General features: G+C 66.6%; 19 protein-coding genes. 9 read left to right on the forward strand and 10 right to left on the reverse strand.

Annotated elements, in window-relative coordinates:
• Window positions 1–2 precede the first annotated feature (2 nt).
• From AC5P68_RS15620 to AC5P68_RS15630, 3 genes are read left to right on the forward strand one after another with little or no spacing between them, the layout of a single operon-like run.
• Entirely contained in the window at window positions 3–1,058 is a 1,056-nt protein-coding gene (locus AC5P68_RS15620; protein ID WP_033833267.1) for a quinone-dependent dihydroorotate dehydrogenase, read from the forward strand.
• Between the two features lie 8 nt (window positions 1,059–1,066).
• Window positions 1,067–2,128: a UDP-N-acetylmuramate dehydrogenase gene (murB, locus tag AC5P68_RS15625; protein WP_111108873.1), complete on the forward strand. Its 1,062-nt coding sequence runs from the start codon at window positions 1,067–1,069 to the stop codon at window positions 2,126–2,128.
• Window positions 2,129–2,160: 32 nt separating this feature from the next.
• Window positions 2,161–3,048 carry a DMT family transporter gene (locus AC5P68_RS15630; protein WP_032966688.1) on the forward strand — a complete coding sequence of 296 codons (888 nt, stop codon included), beginning with the start codon at window positions 2,161–2,163 and terminating at the stop codon, window positions 3,046–3,048.
• Between the two features lie 153 nt (window positions 3,049–3,201).
• Here the strand turns inward: AC5P68_RS15630 and AC5P68_RS15635 are convergent, their stop codons facing one another.
• The 3 genes from AC5P68_RS15635 to AC5P68_RS15645 all read right to left on the reverse strand — a co-directional run bounded on the left by AC5P68_RS15635 (window position 3,202) and on the right by AC5P68_RS15645 (window position 5,963).
• Window positions 3,202–4,242, reverse strand: coding sequence for a phosphotransferase (locus AC5P68_RS15635; protein ID WP_414497918.1), 1,041 nt, complete (start codon window positions 4,240–4,242; stop codon window positions 3,202–3,204).
• 99 nt (window positions 4,243–4,341) lie between these two features.
• Window positions 4,342–5,376, reverse strand: coding sequence for a DUF418 domain-containing protein (locus AC5P68_RS15640; protein WP_414497917.1), 1,035 nt, complete (start codon window positions 5,374–5,376; stop codon window positions 4,342–4,344).
• A complete protein-coding gene (locus AC5P68_RS15645; protein ID WP_033834488.1) occupies window positions 5,373–5,963 on the reverse strand; it encodes a TetR/AcrR family transcriptional regulator in 591 nt (196 codons plus the stop codon). The genes AC5P68_RS15640 and AC5P68_RS15645 overlap by 4 nt, the downstream gene beginning before the upstream one ends.
• Before the next feature lie 142 nt (window positions 5,964–6,105).
• Between AC5P68_RS15645 and AC5P68_RS15650 the strand changes: the two genes are divergently transcribed.
• Window positions 6,106–6,531, forward strand: a complete 426-nt coding sequence (locus AC5P68_RS15650; RefSeq protein ID WP_111108865.1) for a DoxX family protein — start codon at window positions 6,106–6,108, stop codon at window positions 6,529–6,531.
• Here the strand turns inward: AC5P68_RS15650 and AC5P68_RS15655 are convergent.
• Complete coding sequence (locus AC5P68_RS15655; RefSeq protein WP_288418395.1) at window positions 6,504–7,307, reverse strand: APH(3')-II family aminoglycoside O-phosphotransferase; 804 nt, start codon at window positions 7,305–7,307, stop codon at window positions 6,504–6,506. The genes AC5P68_RS15650 and AC5P68_RS15655 overlap by 28 nt on opposite strands.
• A 75-nt stretch (window positions 7,308–7,382) precedes the next feature.
• Between AC5P68_RS15655 and AC5P68_RS15660 the strand changes: the two genes are divergently transcribed.
• The 3 genes from AC5P68_RS15660 to AC5P68_RS15670 all read left to right on the forward strand — a co-directional run bounded on the left by AC5P68_RS15660 (window position 7,383) and on the right by AC5P68_RS15670 (window position 10,353).
• Window positions 7,383–7,565, forward strand: a complete 183-nt coding sequence (locus AC5P68_RS15660) for a hypothetical protein (protein WP_033834472.1) — start codon at window positions 7,383–7,385, stop codon at window positions 7,563–7,565.
• A 28-nt stretch (window positions 7,566–7,593) separates the two neighbouring features.
• Window positions 7,594–8,310 carry an SDR family NAD(P)-dependent oxidoreductase gene (locus AC5P68_RS15665; protein WP_033834471.1) on the forward strand — a complete coding sequence of 239 codons (717 nt, stop codon included), beginning with the start codon at window positions 7,594–7,596 and terminating at the stop codon, window positions 8,308–8,310.
• A 96-nt stretch (window positions 8,311–8,406) separates the two neighbouring features.
• Window positions 8,407–10,353 (forward strand): EAL domain-containing protein, encoded by a 1,947-nt coding sequence (locus AC5P68_RS15670; protein ID WP_049430340.1) that lies wholly within the window; start codon window positions 8,407–8,409, stop codon window positions 10,351–10,353.
• Here AC5P68_RS15670 and AC5P68_RS15675 read toward each other — a convergent pair.
• Entirely contained in the window at window positions 10,350–10,961 is a 612-nt protein-coding gene (locus tag AC5P68_RS15675; protein ID WP_049430342.1) for a TetR/AcrR family transcriptional regulator, read from the reverse strand. The genes AC5P68_RS15670 and AC5P68_RS15675 overlap by 4 nt on opposite strands.
• 104 nt (window positions 10,962–11,065) lie before the next feature.
• On the opposite strand from AC5P68_RS15675, the gene AC5P68_RS15680 reads away from it, so the two are divergent.
• Window positions 11,066–12,142 carry an MBL fold metallo-hydrolase gene (locus tag AC5P68_RS15680; RefSeq protein WP_242899417.1) on the forward strand — a complete coding sequence of 359 codons (1,077 nt, stop codon included), beginning with the start codon at window positions 11,066–11,068 and terminating at the stop codon, window positions 12,140–12,142.
• Between the two features lie 38 nt (window positions 12,143–12,180).
• Here AC5P68_RS15680 and AC5P68_RS15685 read toward each other — a convergent pair whose 3' ends face one another.
• On the reverse strand, window positions 12,181–12,678 hold the full coding sequence (locus AC5P68_RS15685; protein ID WP_049403212.1) for a helix-turn-helix transcriptional regulator: 498 nt from the start codon (window positions 12,676–12,678) through the stop codon (window positions 12,181–12,183).
• Window positions 12,679–13,201: 523 nt separating this feature from the next.
• On the opposite strand from AC5P68_RS15685, the gene AC5P68_RS15690 reads away from it, so the two are divergent.
• Window positions 13,202–16,321 (forward strand): discoidin domain-containing protein, encoded by a 3,120-nt coding sequence (locus tag AC5P68_RS15690; protein WP_242899416.1) that lies wholly within the window; start codon window positions 13,202–13,204, stop codon window positions 16,319–16,321.
• A gap of 58 nt (window positions 16,322–16,379) precedes the next feature.
• On the opposite strand, the gene AC5P68_RS15695 is transcribed toward AC5P68_RS15690, so the two are convergent.
• From AC5P68_RS15695 to AC5P68_RS15710, 4 genes are read right to left on the reverse strand one after another with little or no spacing between them, the layout of a single operon-like run.
• Entirely contained in the window at window positions 16,380–17,357 is a 978-nt protein-coding gene (locus AC5P68_RS15695; protein WP_111108869.1) for an ABC transporter substrate-binding protein, read from the reverse strand.
• Window positions 17,358–17,372: 15 nt separating this feature from the next.
• Window positions 17,373–19,118, reverse strand: coding sequence for an amino acid ABC transporter permease/ATP-binding protein (locus AC5P68_RS15700; RefSeq protein ID WP_414497915.1), 1,746 nt, complete (start codon window positions 19,116–19,118; stop codon window positions 17,373–17,375).
• Window positions 19,115–19,666 (reverse strand): GNAT family N-acetyltransferase, encoded by a 552-nt coding sequence (locus AC5P68_RS15705; protein WP_033834467.1) that lies wholly within the window; start codon window positions 19,664–19,666, stop codon window positions 19,115–19,117. Before AC5P68_RS15705 ends, AC5P68_RS15700 begins: the two co-directional genes overlap by 4 nt.
• Complete coding sequence (locus AC5P68_RS15710) at window positions 19,663–20,883, reverse strand: M20 aminoacylase family protein (protein WP_414497914.1); 1,221 nt, start codon at window positions 20,881–20,883, stop codon at window positions 19,663–19,665. Before AC5P68_RS15710 ends, AC5P68_RS15705 begins: the two co-directional genes overlap by 4 nt.
• Between the last annotated feature and the right edge of the window lie 4 nt (window positions 20,884–20,887).

Here is a 20,887-nt window from a genome sequence, read left to right on the forward strand (position 1 = left end):
GCATGTATTCGCTTGCCCGCCCCTTCCTGTTCTCGCTCGACGCCGAGCGCGCCCACGGCCTCGGCCTGTCCGCACTGGACCTGGCCTACCGCACCGGCACCACGCCGCTGCTGGCCGCACGCATCGCGCCGATGCCCAGTACGGTGTTCGGGCTGACCTTCCCCAATCCGGTCGGCCTGGCCGCCGGCCTGGACAAGAATGGCGAGCACATCGATGCGCTGTTCGCGCTCGGCTTCGGCTTCGTCGAGATCGGCACCATCACCCCGCGCCCGCAGGCCGGCAACCCGCAGCCGCGCCTGTTCCGCCTGCCGGAACACAACGCGATCATCAACCGCATGGGCTTCAACAATGCGGGCGTGGACGCGCTGGTGCGCAATGTCGAGCGCGCGCGCAACCGCCGCGGCCTGCTCGGCATCAACATCGGCAAGAACAAGGACACCCCGAACGAACAGGCGGTGGACGATTACATCGCCTGCCTGGACAAGGTGTATCCGCTGGCGGACTACGTCACCGTCAACATCTCCTCGCCCAACACCGCCGGCCTGCGTGAATTGCAGGAAGAGACCGCGCTGCGCCAGCTGGTCAGCCAGTTGCGCGACCGCCAGGAAGACCTCGCGGCGCGCCACGGCCGCCGCGTACCGATGCTGGTCAAGGTGGCGCCCGACCTCAGTGACCGCGACATCGATGCCGCCGCGCGCGTGCTGGGCGAACTGCAGGTGGACGGCGTGATCGCCACCAACACCACCATCGACCACAGCAAGGTGGCCGGCGATCCGCTGGCCAACGAGGCCGGCGGCCTGTCCGGCGCACCGGTGCTGGAGCAGTCCACCCTGGTGCTGCGCCGACTGCGCTCGCGCCTGCCCGAATCGGTGCCGCTGGTGGGGGTCGGTGGCATCCTGTCCGGTGCCGACGCGGTGGCCAAGATGGCCGCCGGCGCCGCGCTGGTGCAGTGCTACAGCGGCCTGATCTTCCGTGGCCCTGCCCTGGTCTCCGAATGCGTGGAGGCGATCCGTCGCCGCCGCGAGGCGCCGAGCCGCGGCGCGGTGGCGCCGCTGTGAGCGCGCCCATGGACACCACCGATGCAGCCGCACCGCTGCGCTGGACGCTCACCCGCAATGCACCGCTGCAGGCGCTGAACACCTTCCATGTGCAGGCCAGTGCAGCCCAGCTGCTGGAACTGCACGACGCGGCCCTGCTGCCGGAAGTGCTGGCGCTGCCCGAAGTGGCCAGCGGCCCACTGCTGGTGCTGGGAAGCGGCAGCAACGTGCTGATCGCCGAAGACCTGCCAGGCACGGTACTGGTGTTCGGCAACCGTGACATCAGTTTCCTGGAACACCGCGCTGACCACGCAGTGATCCGCGCCGGGGCCGGCGTGCCCTGGCATGGCCTGGTGATGTGGTCGCTGCAGGAAGGCTTGTCCGGGCTGGAGAACCTGGCCCTGATTCCCGGCACCGCCGGTGCCGCGCCGATCCAGAATATCGGCGCCTACGGTGCGCAGGTCGGCGAGTTCATCCAGGCGGTCGAGGCCTGGGACTGCCAGGAACAAACCTGGGTACGGCTGGACAACGAGCAGTGTCGCTTCACCTACCGCGACAGCGTGTTCAAGCAGCAGATGGACCGCTACCTGATCACCGCCATCGAACTGAAGTTGCCGCTGCTGCACGACCTGCGCATGGACTATGCCGGCATCCGCGAGGAACTGCAGGCACAGGGCGTGGAGCTGCCGAGCGCAGTGGACGTGGCCAACGCGGTGATCGCGATCCGCCGCCGCAAGCTGCCCGACCCGGATGTGCTGGGCAACGCCGGCAGTTTCTTCAAGAACCCGGTGCTGCCGCTGGAACAGGTCGACGTGCTGCTGCAGCACTTCCCCGACCTGCCGGTGTTCCCGTCCGACCAGGACGGCAAGCGCAAGGTCTCGGCGGCATGGATGATCGAGTCCTGCGGCTGGAAGGGCTTCCGCGAAGGCGATGCCGGGGTGGCCCCCAGCCACGCGCTGGTACTGGTCAACCATGGCAATGCCAGCGGTGCTGAACTGCTGGCGCTGGCGCGACGCATCTCCGCTTCAGTGCTGGAGAAGTTCGGCGTGCCGATCGAACCGGAGCCCCGCCTGCTCGGCGCACAGTGGTGAACACCCCCGCCCTCTCCCCCAGCGCCACCCCGATGCGGGCGGCGCTGCTGATGCTCGGCAGCACGATGGCCTTCGGCCTGATGGCGGTGGCGATTCGTTATGCCACCCGTTACGTGCCGACCCAGGAAGTGGCGTTCTTCCGCAATGCCTTCGGCCTGCTGGCACTGCTGCCGATGCTGTTGCGCCCGGGCCATGCGCCGCTGAAGACCCAGCAGCTGCCGCGCTATTTCGTGCGCAGTGCGATCGGCCTCGGTTCGATGCTGTGCGCGTTCTGGGCACTGGGCCATCTGCCACTGGCACAGGCGGTTTCCCTCTCGTACTCCACGCCGTTGTTCGTCACCATCGCCGCCGTGCTGTGGCTGGGCGAGACCGTGCGTATACGGCGCTGGGCCGCGGTGGTGGTTGGATTCATCGGTGTGCTGGTGATCGTGCGCCCCGGTACCGCCGGCTTCACCGCCGGCAGCCTGGTAGCGGTGGCAGCCGCCGTGCTCAGCTCATTGGTGGCGATCCAGATCAAGCAGCTGACCCGTGTCGACAGCGCTGACACCGTGGTGCTCTACACCTACGTGTTCTGGGTGCCGCTGTCGCTGGTCCCGGCACTGTTCGTCTGGGTCTGGCCCTCCGGCATGGCGTGGCTGTGGCTGCTGGCCACCGGCGTGCTGGGCACCGTCGGCCAGCTGCTGTGGACGCGGGCGTTGCGGCTCGGTGAAGTCTCGGCGCTGACCCCGATCAGCTTCCTGCAGCTGCCGCTGGTAACGCTGCTCGGCTGGCTGCTGTTCAACGAAAGCGTGGATCGCTGGACGCTCATCGGTGCCGGCATCATCCTCGCCGCCAACGCCTACATCGCCCACCGCGAAGCCGTGTTGTCGCGCCGCGCCGCAAGCGCGGCGGCCTCGGCAGCAGCCAAGCCCGCCGAATGAAAACCATCTGCATGGACAAGCCATGGGGCCTGCACGGGCAAGCCATGGGTCGTGCATGGACAGGCCATGGGTAGAGTCGACTGTTAGTCGACTGCTTTTCGTTCGGAGCGGGCAGAAACCGCGCTGCGCGCGATAGTCGACCAACAGTCGACTCTACCCGGGGCGATCCTGGCAACGGCCTGGAACCTGATCCAGCGCGCGATATACCCGCTCCGCCGCATCGAACACATTGCCCGGTGCGAACTGCTCCCCCAGGTAGTGCAATGACTGCCGGCGCAACTGCGGCGATCGGTCCTCTCCGTCGCTGCCGAGCAGCACCTGCTGGAACTCGATCAGGTCCTGCAGAATGCGCCAGTGCCGGCACCAGGCGATCCAGCGTGGGTCACCGCGGTCGCTGCCGTAGCCCTCCTCGAACCCCAGTGGATTCTCGCGACCCCAGCGCCCGCCAACAGCGGCACCGATGAACATCAGGTCACGCTCGCGTGGGGCCAGCGACAGACCATCCCAATCGATCAGGTGCAGGCCCCCGTCATTGGCCATCAGCAGGTTGCCGGCATGCAGATCGGTGTGGCACAGATGCAGGTCTACCGGCGCGTCCTGCAACGCCGCGAGCAGCTCCCGTGCCTGCGCATGCAACGCCGCGATGCGCGCATGCTGCTGATCCCATACCGAAACGAATGCGCGACCCAGCCCGTCCTTCGCGGCCGCCAGGCCCTCGCCGGCCAACCATTGCCCGACGGTCTCCAGCGCCGCGGTTTCCAGCCGTACGATCGGCAGTGCCTGCTGCAGTTGCGCTGGCAACTGCGCGCCATGCAGGCGCCGCAGCACCTCCCCCAGCCGTTTCCACTGCGTGCGGCTCAACGCCGCCTCGAACCCGGACTGGCCTTCCACATACGGGAACAGGGTGAACTGCAATCCCCAGCGCTGCACAGACGCACCACCGGTCAACGCCGGCCACGGCGCGACGATCTCATCGATACCCAGCGTGCCGCGCATCCAATGCAGGCTGTCCCACACCGCTGGGGCGACCTGGTAGGTACGGCATTTCAACCACCACTGCCCGTGCCGCGCATCGACGCGATACACGCTGGCATTGGCGTCGGCGCCCACCGGGCGTGGCACCACGGCGGTGGGGGTGATGCCATAGGATTGTTGCAGGACTTCGCCGAGATGCTGCGCCGAAGCGAATGACATGGATGCAAGCAGAAAGTGTTACCTGCCACCACTATCGCAGATGCGTTCGCCGCGGCACAGACATGTCCGTCACAACATCGCTTCAGCACGACCAGGGAACTAGCCTGCGATGCGCCGCATCACCGTCTCCAGCGGGCCGCGTGCGAACTGCCACGACCATAGCCAGGCCGCGCCTGTCGCCAGCATCAGGAACAACAGCGCCCACAACAGCACCGACGCAAGCGAAGCACGCCCATCAAGCAGGCCAAGGCTTTCCAGTGTTCCCATGCCCAGCAGGATGTGGCCGACATAGAGCGTGAGGGTCATGCGCCCTGCCGCCGTGAACGGCTCCAGCCAGTCGCCCGGATGTACCCGTGCCAGCCACAGGCAGGCGGCGATGACACTGCAGGCCGCACCCGCACCCGTAAGCACATAAGCCGGTCCCGGCGGCATCGGCTGCGTTCCCAGCCACACCTGCAAGGGCGTTCCCTGCGCAAGCTGCTGCACGCCCTGGCCGGCACCGATCAACAGCACGCCCAGCACCAGCAGTGCACGCTGCACCCGCGGTTGCGACAACTGCAGCCGCGCCAGCAACATGCCCAGCAGGAAGAAGCACAGCCAGGGCAGCAGCGGATGGAAGCCATTGAACAGCAGGTTGCGCGCGGCACCTGGCCATTGCCAGAGGCCGGCGTACTCCAGCGTCTGCCAGTTCCATCCCTGGCTGTAGTCCCAGTGCAGCAGCGCCCAGAACGAACAGGCGGCAAGGCCAACGATGCTGGCCAGCAATACCTGCGGGGAGGCGCGCAGCCACACCACGGCCAGCGCGAAGTACACCGCGTAGTAATGCAGGATGTCGGCGGGGAACACGGTCAGATTGAGCAGGCCCAGCACCAGCAGGAACAGCGCGCGCCGCCAGGTCTGCACACTGGCCGGCCACCATTGCTGCCGCTGCGTAGCCAGCACCAGGCCAAGACCGGCCAGGGTGACGAAGGTCGCCGACGCCTTGCCTTCCAGCAGATGGAAGAATCCTGCCAACCGACCCTCACCCTCTGCCGGCACGGCCATCGCCAGGCGGAAGTTGACCAGCACCATGCCGGCCAAGGCGAGGTAGCGGGCCAGATCAAGGCCGTGCAAGCGCCGGTCAACGGCGCTCATGCGCGTGCCCCGAGCAGCAGCGCGAGCAGGCCAAGATCCAGCGATGCCCCATCGGTGCCATCGGCTTCGCCCAGCCCCCGACGCAGTGCATCGCTTTCGATGGCATCCAGCAGCACCTGCGCCTGCAGTGCCGCTGCCAGCACGGGACGCCGCCGCTCGCGCTGAGCCAACTGCTGCAGGGCTTCGGCCAGCGTCGCCTGCAATTGCCTGCGATTGGCCGCGAAGGCCTCGGCCACGGCCGGATTGCGTGCGCTCTCGGCCAGCACTTCGACGGCAAGCGTCGCCCATTCCGGCTGGCGGCACAGTGCGTGGAAGTCCTGAAGGAAAACCAGTACCTGTGCACGCTCGCCATCGGACGCGGCCAGTCGCTGCAGCAAAGGTGCCAGTTCTTCGCTCTCTGCCACCGCCACGGCAAGGATGATCGCTTCCTTGCCCGGGAAGTGGTTGTAGAGATTGCCCAGGCTGACGCCGGCCGCCTGCGCGATGTCACGCATGCTGGTCTGGTGGAATCCCCTGACGAGGAAGCACTGCAGGGCGGCCTGCAGGATCTGCGCGATGCGTTGCTCGTTGCGGTCGGTTCGGCTCATGGTGCAGATAGTGAACGAACGTTCGTCCATTTAAAAGATAGGCCTCAGATCATCGCCGGGCTTCGTTCAGCCAACCTTGACCTCAACTGCGGTTTAGGCCCGATGCTGCGCGCCCTGCCCCGTCCTCTCCCGGAGTTCCTGCATGCCACGGATGATCGCCACCCTGCTCGACAGCCGCGTGCTGTGGTTCCTCGCCCGACTGCTGCTGGCCGTGGTGTTCCTGTCCTCGGGTCTGGCCAAGCTGCTGGCGTGGGATAACAGCGTGGCCGAAATGCAGGCGGCCGGGCTGCACCCGCCTGTACTGTTCAACATCGCCAGTGCAGTGGTGCTGCTGGGCGGCTCACTGTGCCTGCTGTTTGATCGCCTGCTGTGGCTGGGCAGCGGTGCACTTGCGGTGTTCATGCTGTTGACCATCGTCATCGTGCACACCTTCTGGGCCAAGCAAGGTGCGGAACAAAAACTGGCCCTGTTCTTCGCGCTGGAACACCTGAGCGTGGTGGGTGGCCTGATCTGCGCAGCCATCGCCAGCCGTGCGCGGTCTCAGAAAAACTCGTCAAGCAACCGATAGAATGCAAGCCGCCGCTCATCAGGGACCGCACCGTAGCGCTGGAACAGCGTGGCGACACAGCGGCTCTCCCCGAAATTGTGGACCAGGCTGCGCGCGGCCAGGGCCAGGTCCTGATAGCGGTCGGCCACGCCCAACCGGCCACAATCGATGAAGCCAGTGAACCGCCCATCGGTCACCATCAGGTTGGGCAGGCAGGCATCGCCATGACTGACCACCAGGTCTTCATGAGCGGGCCGGGTAGCGCGCAGCTCGGCGAAAACCTGCTGCGGGCTCTGGCCCAGCCGCTCGTCGTCGAAGTCATCGGCATCGACCAGCCCCGCCTCGACGCGTGCCTGTGCGGCCTGCAGGCGCGATGCCAACTGCTGGTCGAACGGGCAGTTGGCTACAGGCACGGCATGCAGGCCACGCAGTGCGTCAGCCAGCAGTTCTGCCACCCGTCTCGGCGCGAGCTCCGGCGAGGAGGCCAAGTCGCGGCCGGGCAACGCGCTCATCAACAACCAGCGCCGACCGCCCTCCTCGGTCGTGGCAATCACCGTCGGCACCGACTGCCCCTGCGCCTGCAGCCAACGCAGCCGGGCGATCTCATCACCCAGTTCACTGAAGGCATCGATCACTTCCGATTTCAGGAAGGCGTCGGTCTGCCCGGGACGATGCACCCGCGCGACATCCGCGCGCGACACGCCGATCGACTGCCGCTCGATGTGCGCATCGGCCAACGCTTCCTGCCATGCCCGCGGCAGCCGCAGGCCATCAGTGAAGGGATTGGGTGCTCCCATGCCGGGATGTTCCTGTTGCTGCGGACCCTACGGATTCTCGCCGCTCCCGAGGCACAACGCCCAGCAGAGCGCACAATGGGAGGCCTGACCAAACTGACCCGGCTGTCAGTGGTCAGTGCATCCCAGCACCTGCAGCAGCTGCGACGACTACTACCACAGTACCGTTGCCAGCTCGACAACATCGCCTCGATCATTACCGCTGAACGCACCAACCTGCGTGCGTTCGCCGACTGGGACACCGTTCTGGCAGTCGATTGAGACTGCCGCAGTACAACAAGGAAGCAACATGAAATTGATGGTCATCGGCGCCAGCAGGGGCCTGGGTCGGGCATTCGTTGAAGGTCTGTGCCAGCCCGGCGACACCGTCGTCGGTGTCTCGCGCACTCGCCCGCGCGACATCGCCTGCCCCGAAGGCGTCGCACTGCAATGGATCGAAGCCGATCTGTCCCAGCCTGCTGTCGCTGCCAATCACATCGCAGCGCAGGCGCCCGCTGATCTGGATGTGCTGATCCACAACCTGGGCATCTGGGAAGAGAAGGCCTTCAGCGACGAGTACGCCTTTCTCGACGAAAGCGATGCCGCGCTCACCCAGCTGGTTGACGTCAACATCACCGCCACGCTCGTGTTGCTTCAGCGCCTGCTGCCGCGCGTTCTGGGCGCACCGCGCCCACAGCTGGTACTGACCGGCTCGACCTCGGCCCTGCCACGCAGCGGGCGCCCGGAAGTCGCCTTCGGTGCCTCGAAGTTCGCACTCAACGGCATCGCCGATGCCCTGCGCGAAGGCTTCCGTGACCGCCGCCTGGCCGTGACCAGCCTGCAGCTGGGTTACCTCAATACCGACGATGCACTGTCGGTTCCCGTGGCAGCGGCGGCAGCGCGCGGCGATGGCGAACTGGTGCCGGTGCACGACGTGGTGACCTTGGTGCGTGCGCTGCTGCAGCTGTCGCCGTCCGGCTTCGTACGTGAACTGGTACTGCCCGCCATCGCCGACCCGCGCTACTGACCCCCAGGGGCAGCGCAGGGCACTCGCGGTGGCCGCACAGGCGGCCGTGGTTTACCCTGCTCCTCACTGGCCGTCGGTCACAGGCGGGAACCTGCTATGGATGCGCTTTCACGGGTTGCGGCCCAGGTCCTGGACAGCGCCCTGCCCAGCCTGCCGCTTTACCTGCTGCAGGCCACGGCGGTGATCGGCATGATCGGCGTGCTGCTGATCGCCACCCGTCGCGCCGGCCGCGCCATCGAAGGCCGCCGCCTGTACGTAGGCGTAGCGCTGGGCCTGATCTACCTGTTCAACTCGTGGTTCGTGGCCCGCTATACGCAAGGGGTGGTCAAGCTCCATCTGGGTTTCGACATCCTGCTGGTCAGTGGCCTGCTTGGCGGCTGGCGCGGCGGCCTGGCCTGCCTCGGCGCCAGCCTGCTGGCCCGCTACCAGTTCGCAGGCACGCTGTACTTCCTGCCTGCTGGCCTTGAGGCCGCACTGCAGATGTTGGCAGGCGTCTGGCTGCGCAGGCGCCTGCACCCGCGCATGCTCAATGAACTCTCGCTGCGCATGATCCTGCAGGCCTGGGGCGTACGCATCGCCGTCACCGCGTTCGGCTTGGCCCTGGGCGTGGCGATCATCGGCGCCGAGCTGCTGCCGGTGGAAGAGCTGGCGATCCAGCGCCTGCTGGCGCTGCCGCTGTCATTGCTGATGCTGGGCGCGGTGTTCGCACTGGTCTACAACGATGCGCAGATCGACGTGCAGCGCCAACGCGAACAGGCCTGGCTGCGTATCGATCCGATCAGTGGCCTGCCCAACATGCGCGCGCTCGGCGAACGCCTGCAGCACTTCTGGCGCGACAACGACGGCATCGGCAAGGCCTGCCTGATCGTGGCCGAGATGGGCAACCTGCGCGATCTGCGCCTGCGCTATGGTCCGCTGCAGGACAACGGTATCTGGCAGCGCGACAGCACCGAAGAAGTACATCGGCTGCTGCCCTCGCTGCCGGCCACGCAACTGGAGATCTACCAGTTCGGCGATGCCGCGCTGGCGATCCTGGTGCGCGACCTGGCCTTGTCCGAACTGCGCACGCAACCGCAGATCACCGAGCTGGCCAGCAACCTGGCCGAGCAGGTCGGCCGCGATTGGCCCGGTTTCCGGCCGCTGTTCCGCTGTGCGGTAGTCGAATTGAAGCCCCCCGTAGATGCCGACGAAGGACATCTTCCGTTCCGTGCGATCACCGTTGCACTGAGTGCGATCGAATCCGGCGTGGTGTTCTTTGATGACCCGATCCAGCGCGACAGCGAGATCGACGCCCTGATCGAGAGCTCACTCGAACGCTGGTTGCAGCAGGGGGATGCGCCGCTGTGCTACCAGCCCAAGCATCGCCTGCAGGATCGCCGGCTGGTCGGCGCCGAAGCACTGCTGCGCATGCGCGATACCGAGGGCAGGATGATCGCACCGATGCGGGTGATCTCCCTGCTGCGTCGGCAGGGGCGGTTGGCTGAACTGGAATGGGCCACGCTGCAGTCGGCCATCCACTTCCTGCAGCAGTGCCGACGCGATGGCTGGCAGCTGAAGATCGCAGTGAACGTTTCGGCCGAGTCACTGCGCCTGCCCGACTTCGGCCTGCGCCTGCAGGAACTGCTGCAGCTGCACGATGTGCCTGGCGTGATGTTGCGCCTGGAGATCGTCGAATGGACCGAGATCGTCGAGCGCGACGTGGTAGATGCCAACATCGCACAGCTGCTGGCGGCAGAGGTCACCCTGTCGCTGGATGATTTCGGCGCTGGGTATTCAACCCTGATCCTGCTCTCGCAGCTGGCCATCGCCGAGGTCAAGATCGAACAGGCGCTGATCGCCACACTGTCCGACGCCAAGTCGCAGTCGATCGTGCGCTTCATCGTCGAGGTTGCGCACCGCTGCGGCGCGATCGTGGTGGCCGAAGGTACCGAAACCCTGGCGCAGGAACAACAACTGCGCGCACTGGGCGTGGATGTCGGCCAAGGCTATCTGTACTCGGCGGCGCTGCCGGCCGACGAGTTCCGCCGCTTCGCCGCCAGCTAGACCGCGTAGAAACCGAGGAACATCGCCACGGCCGATTCGGCCACGCGTGCACGCTCCTGTGCGTTCAACGGCGCCTGCCCCATCGTAACTTGGGGCCAGAACGCAAAGCTCTTCACCAGCCCGTGCAGCTGGTGGCCAGCAAATTCCGGATCGACCTCGCGCAACCTGCCATCGGCGATGGCCGCGCGGATCCATGCACTCTCGCCGCTTTCCTTTTCACCCATGCGGCAGACGATGGCCTGCGCACGCTCCGGTGAGTGGATGATCTCGGCCATCGCCACCCGCGCCAGGTCGATGAAGTTGGCATCGCTGAGCAATTCCAGCTTCTGCCCCAGCAACTGCAGCAACTGCGCCTGCAGCGGCTGGTCGGCGCGGTAAGGCAATGTGTCGCTGGCCACGCTGCGCTCCCACAGCTCCTCGAGGATCATCGAGAACAGCGCTTCCTTGCTCGGGAAGTGGTTGTAGACGGTGCGCTTGGAGACGCCGGCCGCCTCGGCAATGCGGTCCATGCTGGTCGCCTCGTAGCCCGCCGCACGGAACTCCTCCACCGCCGCGCGCACGATGGCTTCGCGTTTGCGGTCGGTCAGGCGTTGCGGGGCACGGGGCATGGCGGGAACCGGATAACTGAACGGATGCCTCCATTTTACACTCAGTAGTGTACTTTTGGAAAACCCGAAACTACACTGTGCAGTGTACTCAGCGGACGTCACCCATGAAGCGCCTGCTCCTTGTCCTCCTGCTTGGAATCCTCGCCGTGACCGCCTACACCTTCTGCAAGTCCTGGTCCCTCCCCGACTTCCCCGAGTCGCCGCAGTACCGTGATGGCAAGTTCCGCAATGCCCTGCCCCGTCCAGCGATGGGCCTGCGCGACGGCCTGGACATCTGGTGGACGTTCCTCTTCAACAAACCCAAGGGCACCGTGCCCGCGCACCCGATTCCAGTGCAGCCGCTGGACCGCGCCACACTGGATGCTGCACCGGACCGCAGCCTGTTCCGGCTGGGGCACTCCACGATCCTGCTGAAGCTGCGCGGCCAGTACTGGCTGACCGACCCGGTGTTCTCCGAGCGCGCCTCGCCGGTGCAGTGGATGGGCCCGGCCCGCTTCCATGCGCCGCCGATCAACATCGACGATCTGCCGCCGATCGCCGGCGTGATCCTCTCGCACAACCACTACGACCACCTCGACCACGCAGCGGTGATGCAGCTGGCCGGCAAGACCGCGCGCTTCATTGCACCGCTCGGCGTCGGCGACCAGCTGATCGCCTGGGGCGTGGACGCCAGCAAGGTCGAACAGCTGGACTGGTGGCAATCGACCGAGGCCAATGGCCTGCGCCTGATCGCCACCCCGGGCCAGCATTTCTCCGGCCGCGGACTGGGCGACAGCGACCGCAGCCTGTGGGCCTCGTGGGTGATCCAGGACGGTGACTTCCGCATCTTCTTCAGCGGCGACACCGGCTACTTCGACGGCTTCAAGGCCATCGGCGAAAAGTATGGTCCGTTCGACCTGACCATGATCGAGACCGGCGCCTATGATCCGCGCTGGGCGTTCGTGCACATGCAGCCGGAACAGACGCTGCAGGCGCACCTGGACCTGCGCGGCAAGTGGCTGCTGCCGATCCACAATGGCACCTTCGATCTGGCACTGCACGCATGGCAGCAGCCGTTCGAGCGCATCACGGCATTGGCGGCCGCGAAGAACGTGCCGGTGGCCACGCCGATGATGGGCGAAGCGCTGGACATGCAGGCGCCGCAGGCGGGTACGCGCTGGTGGGAGACGGTGGAGCTGTAACGCCTCGCTTTCCGGGTGGGTGCTGGCCGTGGCCCGCACTACACCTTTGGCTGCAACCTGCGCCCTTCGCGGGCCAGGTTGAGCTGCAGCGCCGCGGTGGCAAGCTCCGCCATTTCCGAGGTGACTTTCCCACTGCCGCGCGCCTGCAGCCAGTCGAGGATGTCAGCCAGATGCCAGATCGACGTCGTCCCTTCGTGAACCGGTGAAGGAAACGACTGCGGGTTGGCCAGCATCAGCTTGCGCATGTTCTGGCGTGATACCCCCAACAGGTCCGCCACATCGGTCAGCCCCACCAGATCGGGGCTTACTTCGACCAGCTCGGCCCCCGGCACGGCACGCTGTACGTCGCCCAATGCCGACGCCAGGGCGGCACCGGCATTGTCAGCCTCACGACAGAATGCCAGCGCCATCCGGCCAGGTCGTCCGATGCCCAGCAGCGCATCATCGCAACCCGATTCCACAAGTCGCTGCTCCAGCATGCCGCCATCGTCGTACGCGTCCGGCAGGCGGTACTTCAGGGTGAAATTGAATTCCATCATCTGCCTATCTCGTTTCGGCTCGCACCGTTTCTCATTGCTCACGGCTGCAGTTCTCGACCACACGGCGCAGCACTCTGGCGTGATTGCAGGTGTTGCGTGGCGTGCTCCAGATGCTCGCGACGCAGAATTCCCCGCTCCGGCATTTGCTGTCGTTGTAGGGGCAGTACATCCGCCCCCACGCATGGCTGCCGCCCACCCGCAATCTCCAACCCCTCGCTTCCGCAAATCGCAATGCGGCTTCAATGTCCTTGTCGGGGTCACGCACACGAGACATCCGCCTTCTCCGAAGCCTGCACCTGTCCAACGAAGGTTGTCATATGACAACCCATACTGAACTCCTTGACCTTGACCCAAGCTAGCCCTTCCGAGGCGCGCGTCCAGAACCATAGCCGTCAACGCGGTCATGCCTCCGACACGCCGCGCACAGCCTGGCGCTATTGCAGCGCGTCATGTAACCGATTACATCCCTTGCTAGCGTAGCGTTCGCCCGATTCCGGTCGAACCTGCGAGGCTGTCCGTAATGACGTTGCGCGCCGAACGCTCCAAGGTCTCCCGCTCAGCTATCCCATGGCGATCTGCCATTGCCCTGCTGTTGGCCGCCCTGGCCTCCAGCGCACAGGCACAGACCCTCCCCCCGCGCAGCCAATGGCAGGCCAGCAGTTCCTCGCAGCAGGTGCCGGCGATGGCGATCGGCCACCTGATCGACGGCGACCCGAAGACCGTGACCGGCGGCGCCTTCAGCCCTGGGCACTGGTTCCAGATCGACCTGGGCGCGCCCACCCTGCTGGCCGGCGCGCGCCTCACCTGGGATGTCTCCAATCCGGAAGGCTATTCACTGCAGACCTCACTGGATGGCACGCAGTGGCAGACCGCGTACACGATGGCCGATTCACTGGGCGATGTGGAAACGCTGTACTTCGCGCCGCGGCAGGCGCGCTATCTGCGGCTGGCCAGTCCGCAGCGCACTTCCGACTGGGGCGTGTCGATCTTCGAGATGGAGCCGCTGGACAGCACGCTCAGCGCACGCATCAGCGGTATCGATGCAGCGCAGGCAGCAGCGCTCTGGCAAGGCGGCGGCACCGTTCCGATGCCGGCCGGGACAAATGGATCCCATGCGTTAGAGATCACGCTGCCGCAGACTCAATCGACGGCTGGTCTGGTGGTCGACTGGGCTGATGGAAACCGCGGCCCTGCCCGATTGCAGGTTCAGGATGCACAGGGCCGGTGGCACGACCTCGCGCACGATGCGCAGGCGGCCAGCCACCGCCAGAGCTGGCTGGCCGCCAATGCCGCACAGGCCGTGCGTGCATTCCGCCTGAGCGTGGATGGATCTGCACCAAAGGTGGCACGCCTGCGCCTGCTCGGCCCAAAAGCCGTGATGACACCGATGAAGCAGTATCAGATCGTCGCCAGCGGCGCGCAGCGCGCGTTGTTCCCGGCCTCGCTGCAGATGCAGCAGACTTACTGGACTGCCGTCGGCGTGCATGCCGGGCGACAGAAATCGATCTTCGACGAGTACGGAAACCTCGAAGCCTTCAAGGGCGCGCCGTTGGTGCAGCCGATCTGGCGCAGCGCCGACGGGAGCACTGCGGGTGCGGCCGGGCAGAACGTGCAGCATGCATTGCGGGACGGCTGGAAGCCGATGCCCTCCGCTACCTGGTCACCGCAACCCGGCCTGGAGCTGCGCAGTGAAGTGTTCGCCATCGAGCGCAACGGCCAGCCGGTAACGTTCCTGCGTCATCGCCTGCGCAACACCGGCGGCACCAGGATCGACGGCACGCTCAGCCTGGTCGTGCGCCCGATGCAGATGAATCCACCGTGGCAGAACGGCGGGCTGTCACCCATCCGCGATGTGGCGATCGATGGACAGGCCGTGCGCATCAATGGACGCACGCTGCTGCAGTCGCTCACGCCGGTGACTGCATCCGGCGCGGCGCCATTTGGCAGGGAGGGCGCAACGGAAATCACCGCGATCCTCGCTGCCGGCCAGCTGCCCTCCACGCAACAGGCGCGTGATGACCAGGGTCTTGCCGCCGCCGCGCTCAACTACCGTGTATCACTGGCACCGGGCGCCAGCGATGCCATCGTGGTCGCGTTCCCGCTGGGTACTGCCGCCGCCGATAGCAAGGGCGCACTGCCGGAGGCGCCTGCGCTCGATCTGGCCACGCTGCCCCGCGATGCCAATACGGCGTTCGATTCCCTGGCCACGCAGGCCTCCGCGGACTGGCAGGCACGGCTGGGCCAGGTCGGGCTGCGCCTGCCCGATCCTTCGCTGGTGGACATGCTGCGCGCGCAGGCCGCCTACATGCTGATCAACCAGACCGGCCCGGCCATGCAGCCCGGGCCCCGCAACTACAACCGCTCCTTCATCCGCGACGGCATGGCCACCTCGGCGGTGCTGCTGCGCATGGGCGAAGCACGCGTCGCGCGCGACTACCTGGTCTGGTACAGCGAACACGGCGTGCATGCCAACGGCCTGGTCTCGCCGATCCTCAACGACGATGGCAGTGTCAACACCGGCTTTGGATCGGACATCGAGTACGACAGCCAGGGACAGTACGTCGCGTTGGTGGCCGATGTCGCGCGCTTGGATGGTGGACCGGAATCGGTGCGTGCCTACCTGCCCAAGGTGAAGGCCGCGCTGCAGTTCCTGCAGGAACTACGCGAGCGCACGCTGGTGCCCGGCTACAAGGCCGACCAGCCGGCGCCGGAGCGCTTCGCGGGCATCCTTGCACCGTCGATCAGCCATGAGGGCTATCCATCTCCCACCCACAGCTACTGGGACGACTATTGGGGCCTGAAGGGATGGCACGACGGCGCATGGCTGGCCGAGGCACTGGGTGACCACGAGACTGCTGCCTGGGCGCGCGAGCAATACAAGCTGCTCTACGACGCGCTGCACGCCTCTATCCAGGCGACGATGGCGTGGAAGGGCATCGACTTCATCCCCTCCTCGGCCGACCTGGGCGATGGCGATCCAACCGGCGTATCGATCGCACTGGACCCCACCGGTGCGCAGAGCGTGCTGCCCGCCGAGGCACTGCGGACCACCTTCGCGTGTTATCTGGAGGATGTGCGCAAGCGCAGCCAGCCCGATGCGCTGTACGCCTATACGCCGTATGAGATCCGCAACGTGCTGAGCCATGTGCACCTGGGCCAACCGCAGGTTGCCGATGAGCTGCTGCAGGGACTGCTGCATGATCGGCGCCCGCTTGAGTGGCAGGTACTGGCCGAGGTCGTGCACTCGCGGCTGCGTTTCCCCCGCTACCTGGGCGACATGCCGCATACCTGGATTGGTGCCGAGTACGGCCGCACGCTGTTCGGCATGCTGATGCGCGAAGACGATGATGCGTTGTCATTGCTGCCGGGCACGCCGCCGTCGTGGGTGGCGGGCGATGGGTTGGCGGTGGAGCGGCTGCCGACCGCGTATGGCACGTTGCAGATGCAGGCGCGGCAGCGCGACGGCACGCTGACGGTCACGCTGGGCAAGGGGTTGCGCAGCGGGACGGCAGTGAAAGTCTGGTGGCCGGCGCGCACCATGCCGAAGACGGTGCGTGTGGATGGGCATAGCGTTTCCGACTTCGATGCCGAGGGTGTGCGGCTGGCGAAACCGTTCAAAACGCTGGAGGCGCGCTGGTAAAGCAGCCGAGCAAGGCTTGGCTCTACAAAGCGGGGGGTCACCCGGGCCACGCCCGGTGTCATTGCAACGTTGGCAACCCCGGCGGATTGGTCTGCGACTGCGGCACGGCTTCCTCGGCCACGTTCCATCGCTTCAGCGCCTGCGCATAGGTACCACTGGCAATCTGCGTGTTCAGCGCCTGCGTCACCGCATCAGCCAGGCCGCTGCCCTTGCGGGTGGTCACCGAGATCGCCGCAGCGTTCGGCCATCCGCCGGGGAACAGGCCCACGCGCCGCACCTTGCCGTCGCGTGCCGAGTACGCGCCGGTGGCATTGGGCTCGAACGAGACATCGGCCCGCCCGGTGATCACCGCCAACCGGCCGACCACCGCGTCATCGAAGTACTGGTACTCCACCGGCTTCAAGCCGGCAGCGATGTTCTGCTGGTCCCACTGCCGCAGGATCTGGTCCTGGTTGGTGCTGGCACCGACCACCACCTTCAGCCCGGCAACGTCGGCCGGCTTTTCGATCTTCTGGATCGGCCCATCAGTGCGCGTGTAGATGCCCAGCAGGTCGTAACGGTAGCTGGAGAAATCGAACTTCTTCTTTCGCTCCTCGGTGACCGTCACGTTCGACAGCACCGCATCGTACTTGCCCGATTCCAGCCCCAACGGCCAGTCGGCCCACGCCACCGGCACGATCACCAGCTTCAGGCCCAACGCATCGGCGATCAGCCGTGCGATGTCGGGCTCGATACCGACCACGTCCTTGCTGTCGGCGCCGTAATCGGCCAGCGGCAGCTGCCCCGGGTGGGTCGCCACGGTGAATGCGCCCGGCGTGACGAAGCGGTAGCCAGCCGGAATCAAGGCCTGCGCCTCCGCGTCGAGCGTGCCCTTCAGGATGGCGGTGTTCGCGCCGGCCAGGCTGGTCGCGGCCACGGCGCCGGCATCCGGGGCCTGGCGCACGCGCGAGTAGACGATGCCGGCGATGCCGATGACCAGCACGCCTGCGATCAACAAGGTGCTGCGTGAGGGGCGACGGGGTGCTGCAGGGCTCATGGCATTCCTTGAGGGTTACAGGGTCTTGGCCAGGAAATCGGCGGTGCGTTGCTGGCGCGGGCGCTCGAACAGAGCCTCGGGCGTGCCCTGCTCGATCACCCGGCCCTGGTCCATCATCACCACGTGGTCGGCCACGCGGCGGGCGAAGCTCAGCTCATGGGTGACGATCACCAGCGTGGTACCGGAGCGGGCCAGTTCTTCGATCACGCTCAGCACTTCAGCCACCAGCTCCGGGTCCAGCGCCGAGGTCGGTTCGTCGAACAGCAGCACCTTCGGCTGCAGCGCCAGCGCGCGGGCAATCGCGATGCGCTGCTGCTGGCCACCGGACAGCTGGCGCGGGAACGCATCGGCCTTGTCGGCCAGGCCCACCCGCTCCAGCAGCGTGCGCGCCTGCCGCTCGGCCTGCGCACGCGGCACACCGCGCACCGCGATTGGCGCCTCGATGATGTTCTCCAATGCGGTCAGGTGCGGGAACAGATTGAAGCCCTGGAACACCATGCCCACCTCGGCACGCCGACGGCGGATCTCGCGCTCGGGAAGTTCGTACAACGTGTCACCCTCGCGGCGGTAACCGATCAGCTGGCCGCCGACGGTCACGTAGCCGCTGTCGGCACGTTCCAGGTGGTTGATCAACCGCAGCAGCGTGGATTTCCCGGCACCGGACGGGCCGATCAGCACCGTCACGCTGCCGGCGCGCAGCTCCAGGTTCACGTCTTCCAGCACCGGCTGATCGCCGAACACCTTGCCCACGCCATGCAGCGATACCGCCGCACCCTCGCCCGCCTCCACCTGGGCGGCGATGCGCGGGCGATTGACTACGCGCGGTGCGGCATCACTGGATGTCCGCACCGGTGACGACACCCGCGACACCGAGCGCTCGCGCTGCAGTTGGCCGCGCGCGAAGCGTTGCTCCACGCGCCGCTGCAGCAGCGACAACACGGTCAGGATCACCAGGTACCAGACCGTGGCCACCATCAGCAATGGCACAACTTCCAGGTTGCGCCGGTAGATCACCTGCACGGTGTAGAACAGCTCAGGCAGCGCCAGCACGTAGACCACCGAGGTGCTCTTGGCCAGGCCAATCACATCGTTGAACGCGGCCGGCAGGATCGAACGCATTGCCTGCGGCAGGATGATGCGGCGCACCTGGCGACCGCGCGGCAGGCCGAGCGCGGCCGCAGCCTCGTACTGGCCGTGGTCGACCGAGAGGATGCCACCGCGGATCACCTCGGCCGAGAACGCGGCCTGGTTCAGGGTCAGGCCCAGCACCGCGGCGGTGAACACACCGATCAGCTGCGTGGTCGGGTACGAGAACAGGCTGATGCCGGTGAACGGCACACCCAGCTCGATGGTGCTGTACAGGTAGCCCAGATTGTTCAGCAGCAGCAACAGCACCAGCAGCGGGATCGAACGGAACAACCACACGTAGCCCCACGACACCGCCGACAGCAACGGCGAACCGGAGACGCGGGCCAGGGCCAGCAAGGTGCCCAGTGCGAAGCCGAGCCCGGTACCGAGTGCGGTCAGCAGCAACGTGCGCCCCAGGCCTTCCAGCACCGGACGTGCGAAGAACCACTCCGCAAAGGTGCCCCAGCCCCAGCGCGGGTTGCCCAGCACGGACTGCAGCCCGATCAGGATCAGCGCCAGTGCCAGCACCGTGCCGAAGATCTGCAGCGGATGCCGGGCCGGCACTATTTTCAGCGCCGGTGCTGGCGCCGGACGAGCGGCGATGCCCTCCAGCGCGGTCGACGGCGTACTCATGCGTGGGCCCCGTACAGCGCGGCAAGCGCAGGCGCAACGACAGGCGTCGCTGCCCGCAGATGTTTCTCGAACGGCAGATGCGCAACCGTTTCCGGGTCGGCCTCCAGATCGAACAGCGCGGTGTAGCCATGGCTGAGGTACAGGCCAACAGCTTCAGGCTGGCGGAAGCCCGTCGTCAGGAACACCCGCCGGTATCCCTGCCGCGCCGCCTGGTCTTCCAGCTCCTGCAGCACGCGCCGCGCGATGCCCTGGCGACGCAGCCCGGGCAGCGTCCAGATTCGCTTGAATTCGGCAGTGTCCAGATCGCGGTGCGGCATGAACGCGCCACCGGAGATCGCCACGCCGTCTCGCAGCAGCAGTAAGAACGCCCCTACCGGGGCAGCAAAGGCCTGCGCCGGGTAGCGCTGCAGCTCCTCGCGGGCGCTGCCACCGATGCGTCGGCGCACGTCGGCGTAGCGGCTGTCGTACTCCTGTTCCAGGCCATCGAACAGAGGCCGTGCCAGCGGATCATCCACCGAGGTATAGAGGAAGCGTTCGTTGCTGCTCATGCCACGTCCTTCACCAGATAGTCTTCGGCCAGTCGAGCCCACAGGCTGGCGGCCGGTGCGATGGCCGCGTCGTTGAACACGTAGCGCGGGCTGTGCAGCGGCGCACTGTCGCCGTTGCCGACGAACACAAAACTGCCCGGCCGCGCCTGCAACAGGAAGGCGAAGTCCTCGCTGGCGGTGCGCGGCGCGAACTCGGCAACCACCTGTTCGGCACCAAATCCCTGCACAGCGACCTCGCGGATGTAGGCGGTCTGCTGCGGGTGGTTGATCACGCTGGGAAAGCCGCGCGGGAACTCGATCTCGGCGCGCGCACCGAATGCGGCGGCGGTCTGCTCGGCAATCCCGGTGACCCGGCGCCGCAGGGTGTCGCGTACCTCCGGCAGGTAAGCGCGCACGGTCAGTTTCAGCTCCACCACGTCCGGAATCACATTGGCGGCCTGGCCGCCGTGGATCGAGCCAACAGTGACCACCCCCATCTGCCGTGGATCGACATTGCGTGACACCACGCTCTGCAACGCGGTAACAATGTGCGCCGCCGCCAGGATCGGGTCGACACTCCCTTGTGGCTCGGCACCATGCCCGCCCTTGCCGATCACCCTCAGCCGCGCCCAGTCCACCGACGCCATCGCCGGGCCATCGACAAAGCCGAAGTGGCCCACCGGCACGCCCGGCCAGTTGTGCAGGCCATAGATCGCGTCCACCGGGAAGCGCTCGAACAGGCCGTCGGCAATCATCTTCGATGCGCCCGACCCCGTCTCCTCGGCCGGCTGGAATACCAGCTGCAGGGTCCCATCGATCCGTCCGTGGTGGGCCAGGTAATGGGCGGCAGACAGCAGGATGGCGGTATGCCCATCGTGGCCGCAGGCATGCATCAACCCCTCGGTCTGGCTGGCATAGGCCAGGCCGGAGTCCTCGTGGATCGGCAATGCATCGATGTCGGCGCGCAGGCCGAGACGACGGCCGCCCTGCCCGCGTTGCAGCGTGCCGACAACGCCTGTGCCACCGAGCCCGGTGGTGACCTCATAGCCCCACTGTTGCAGCAGCTCGGCCACACGCGCGCTGGTGCGGTGCTCCTTGAAGGCCAGCTCCGGGTGCCGATGCAGGTCATGACGGATCGCAATGGCCGCCTCGGCGCGTGCCGCGATCTCGGGCAATATGCCGGTCGATTGGGAATTCCGCCGGGCATGGCCCGGCGCTACTGCCGATTCTCCGCTCATCGCC

It is taken from the genome of Stenotrophomonas sp. YJH_SMC_58 (assembly GCF_059369635.1).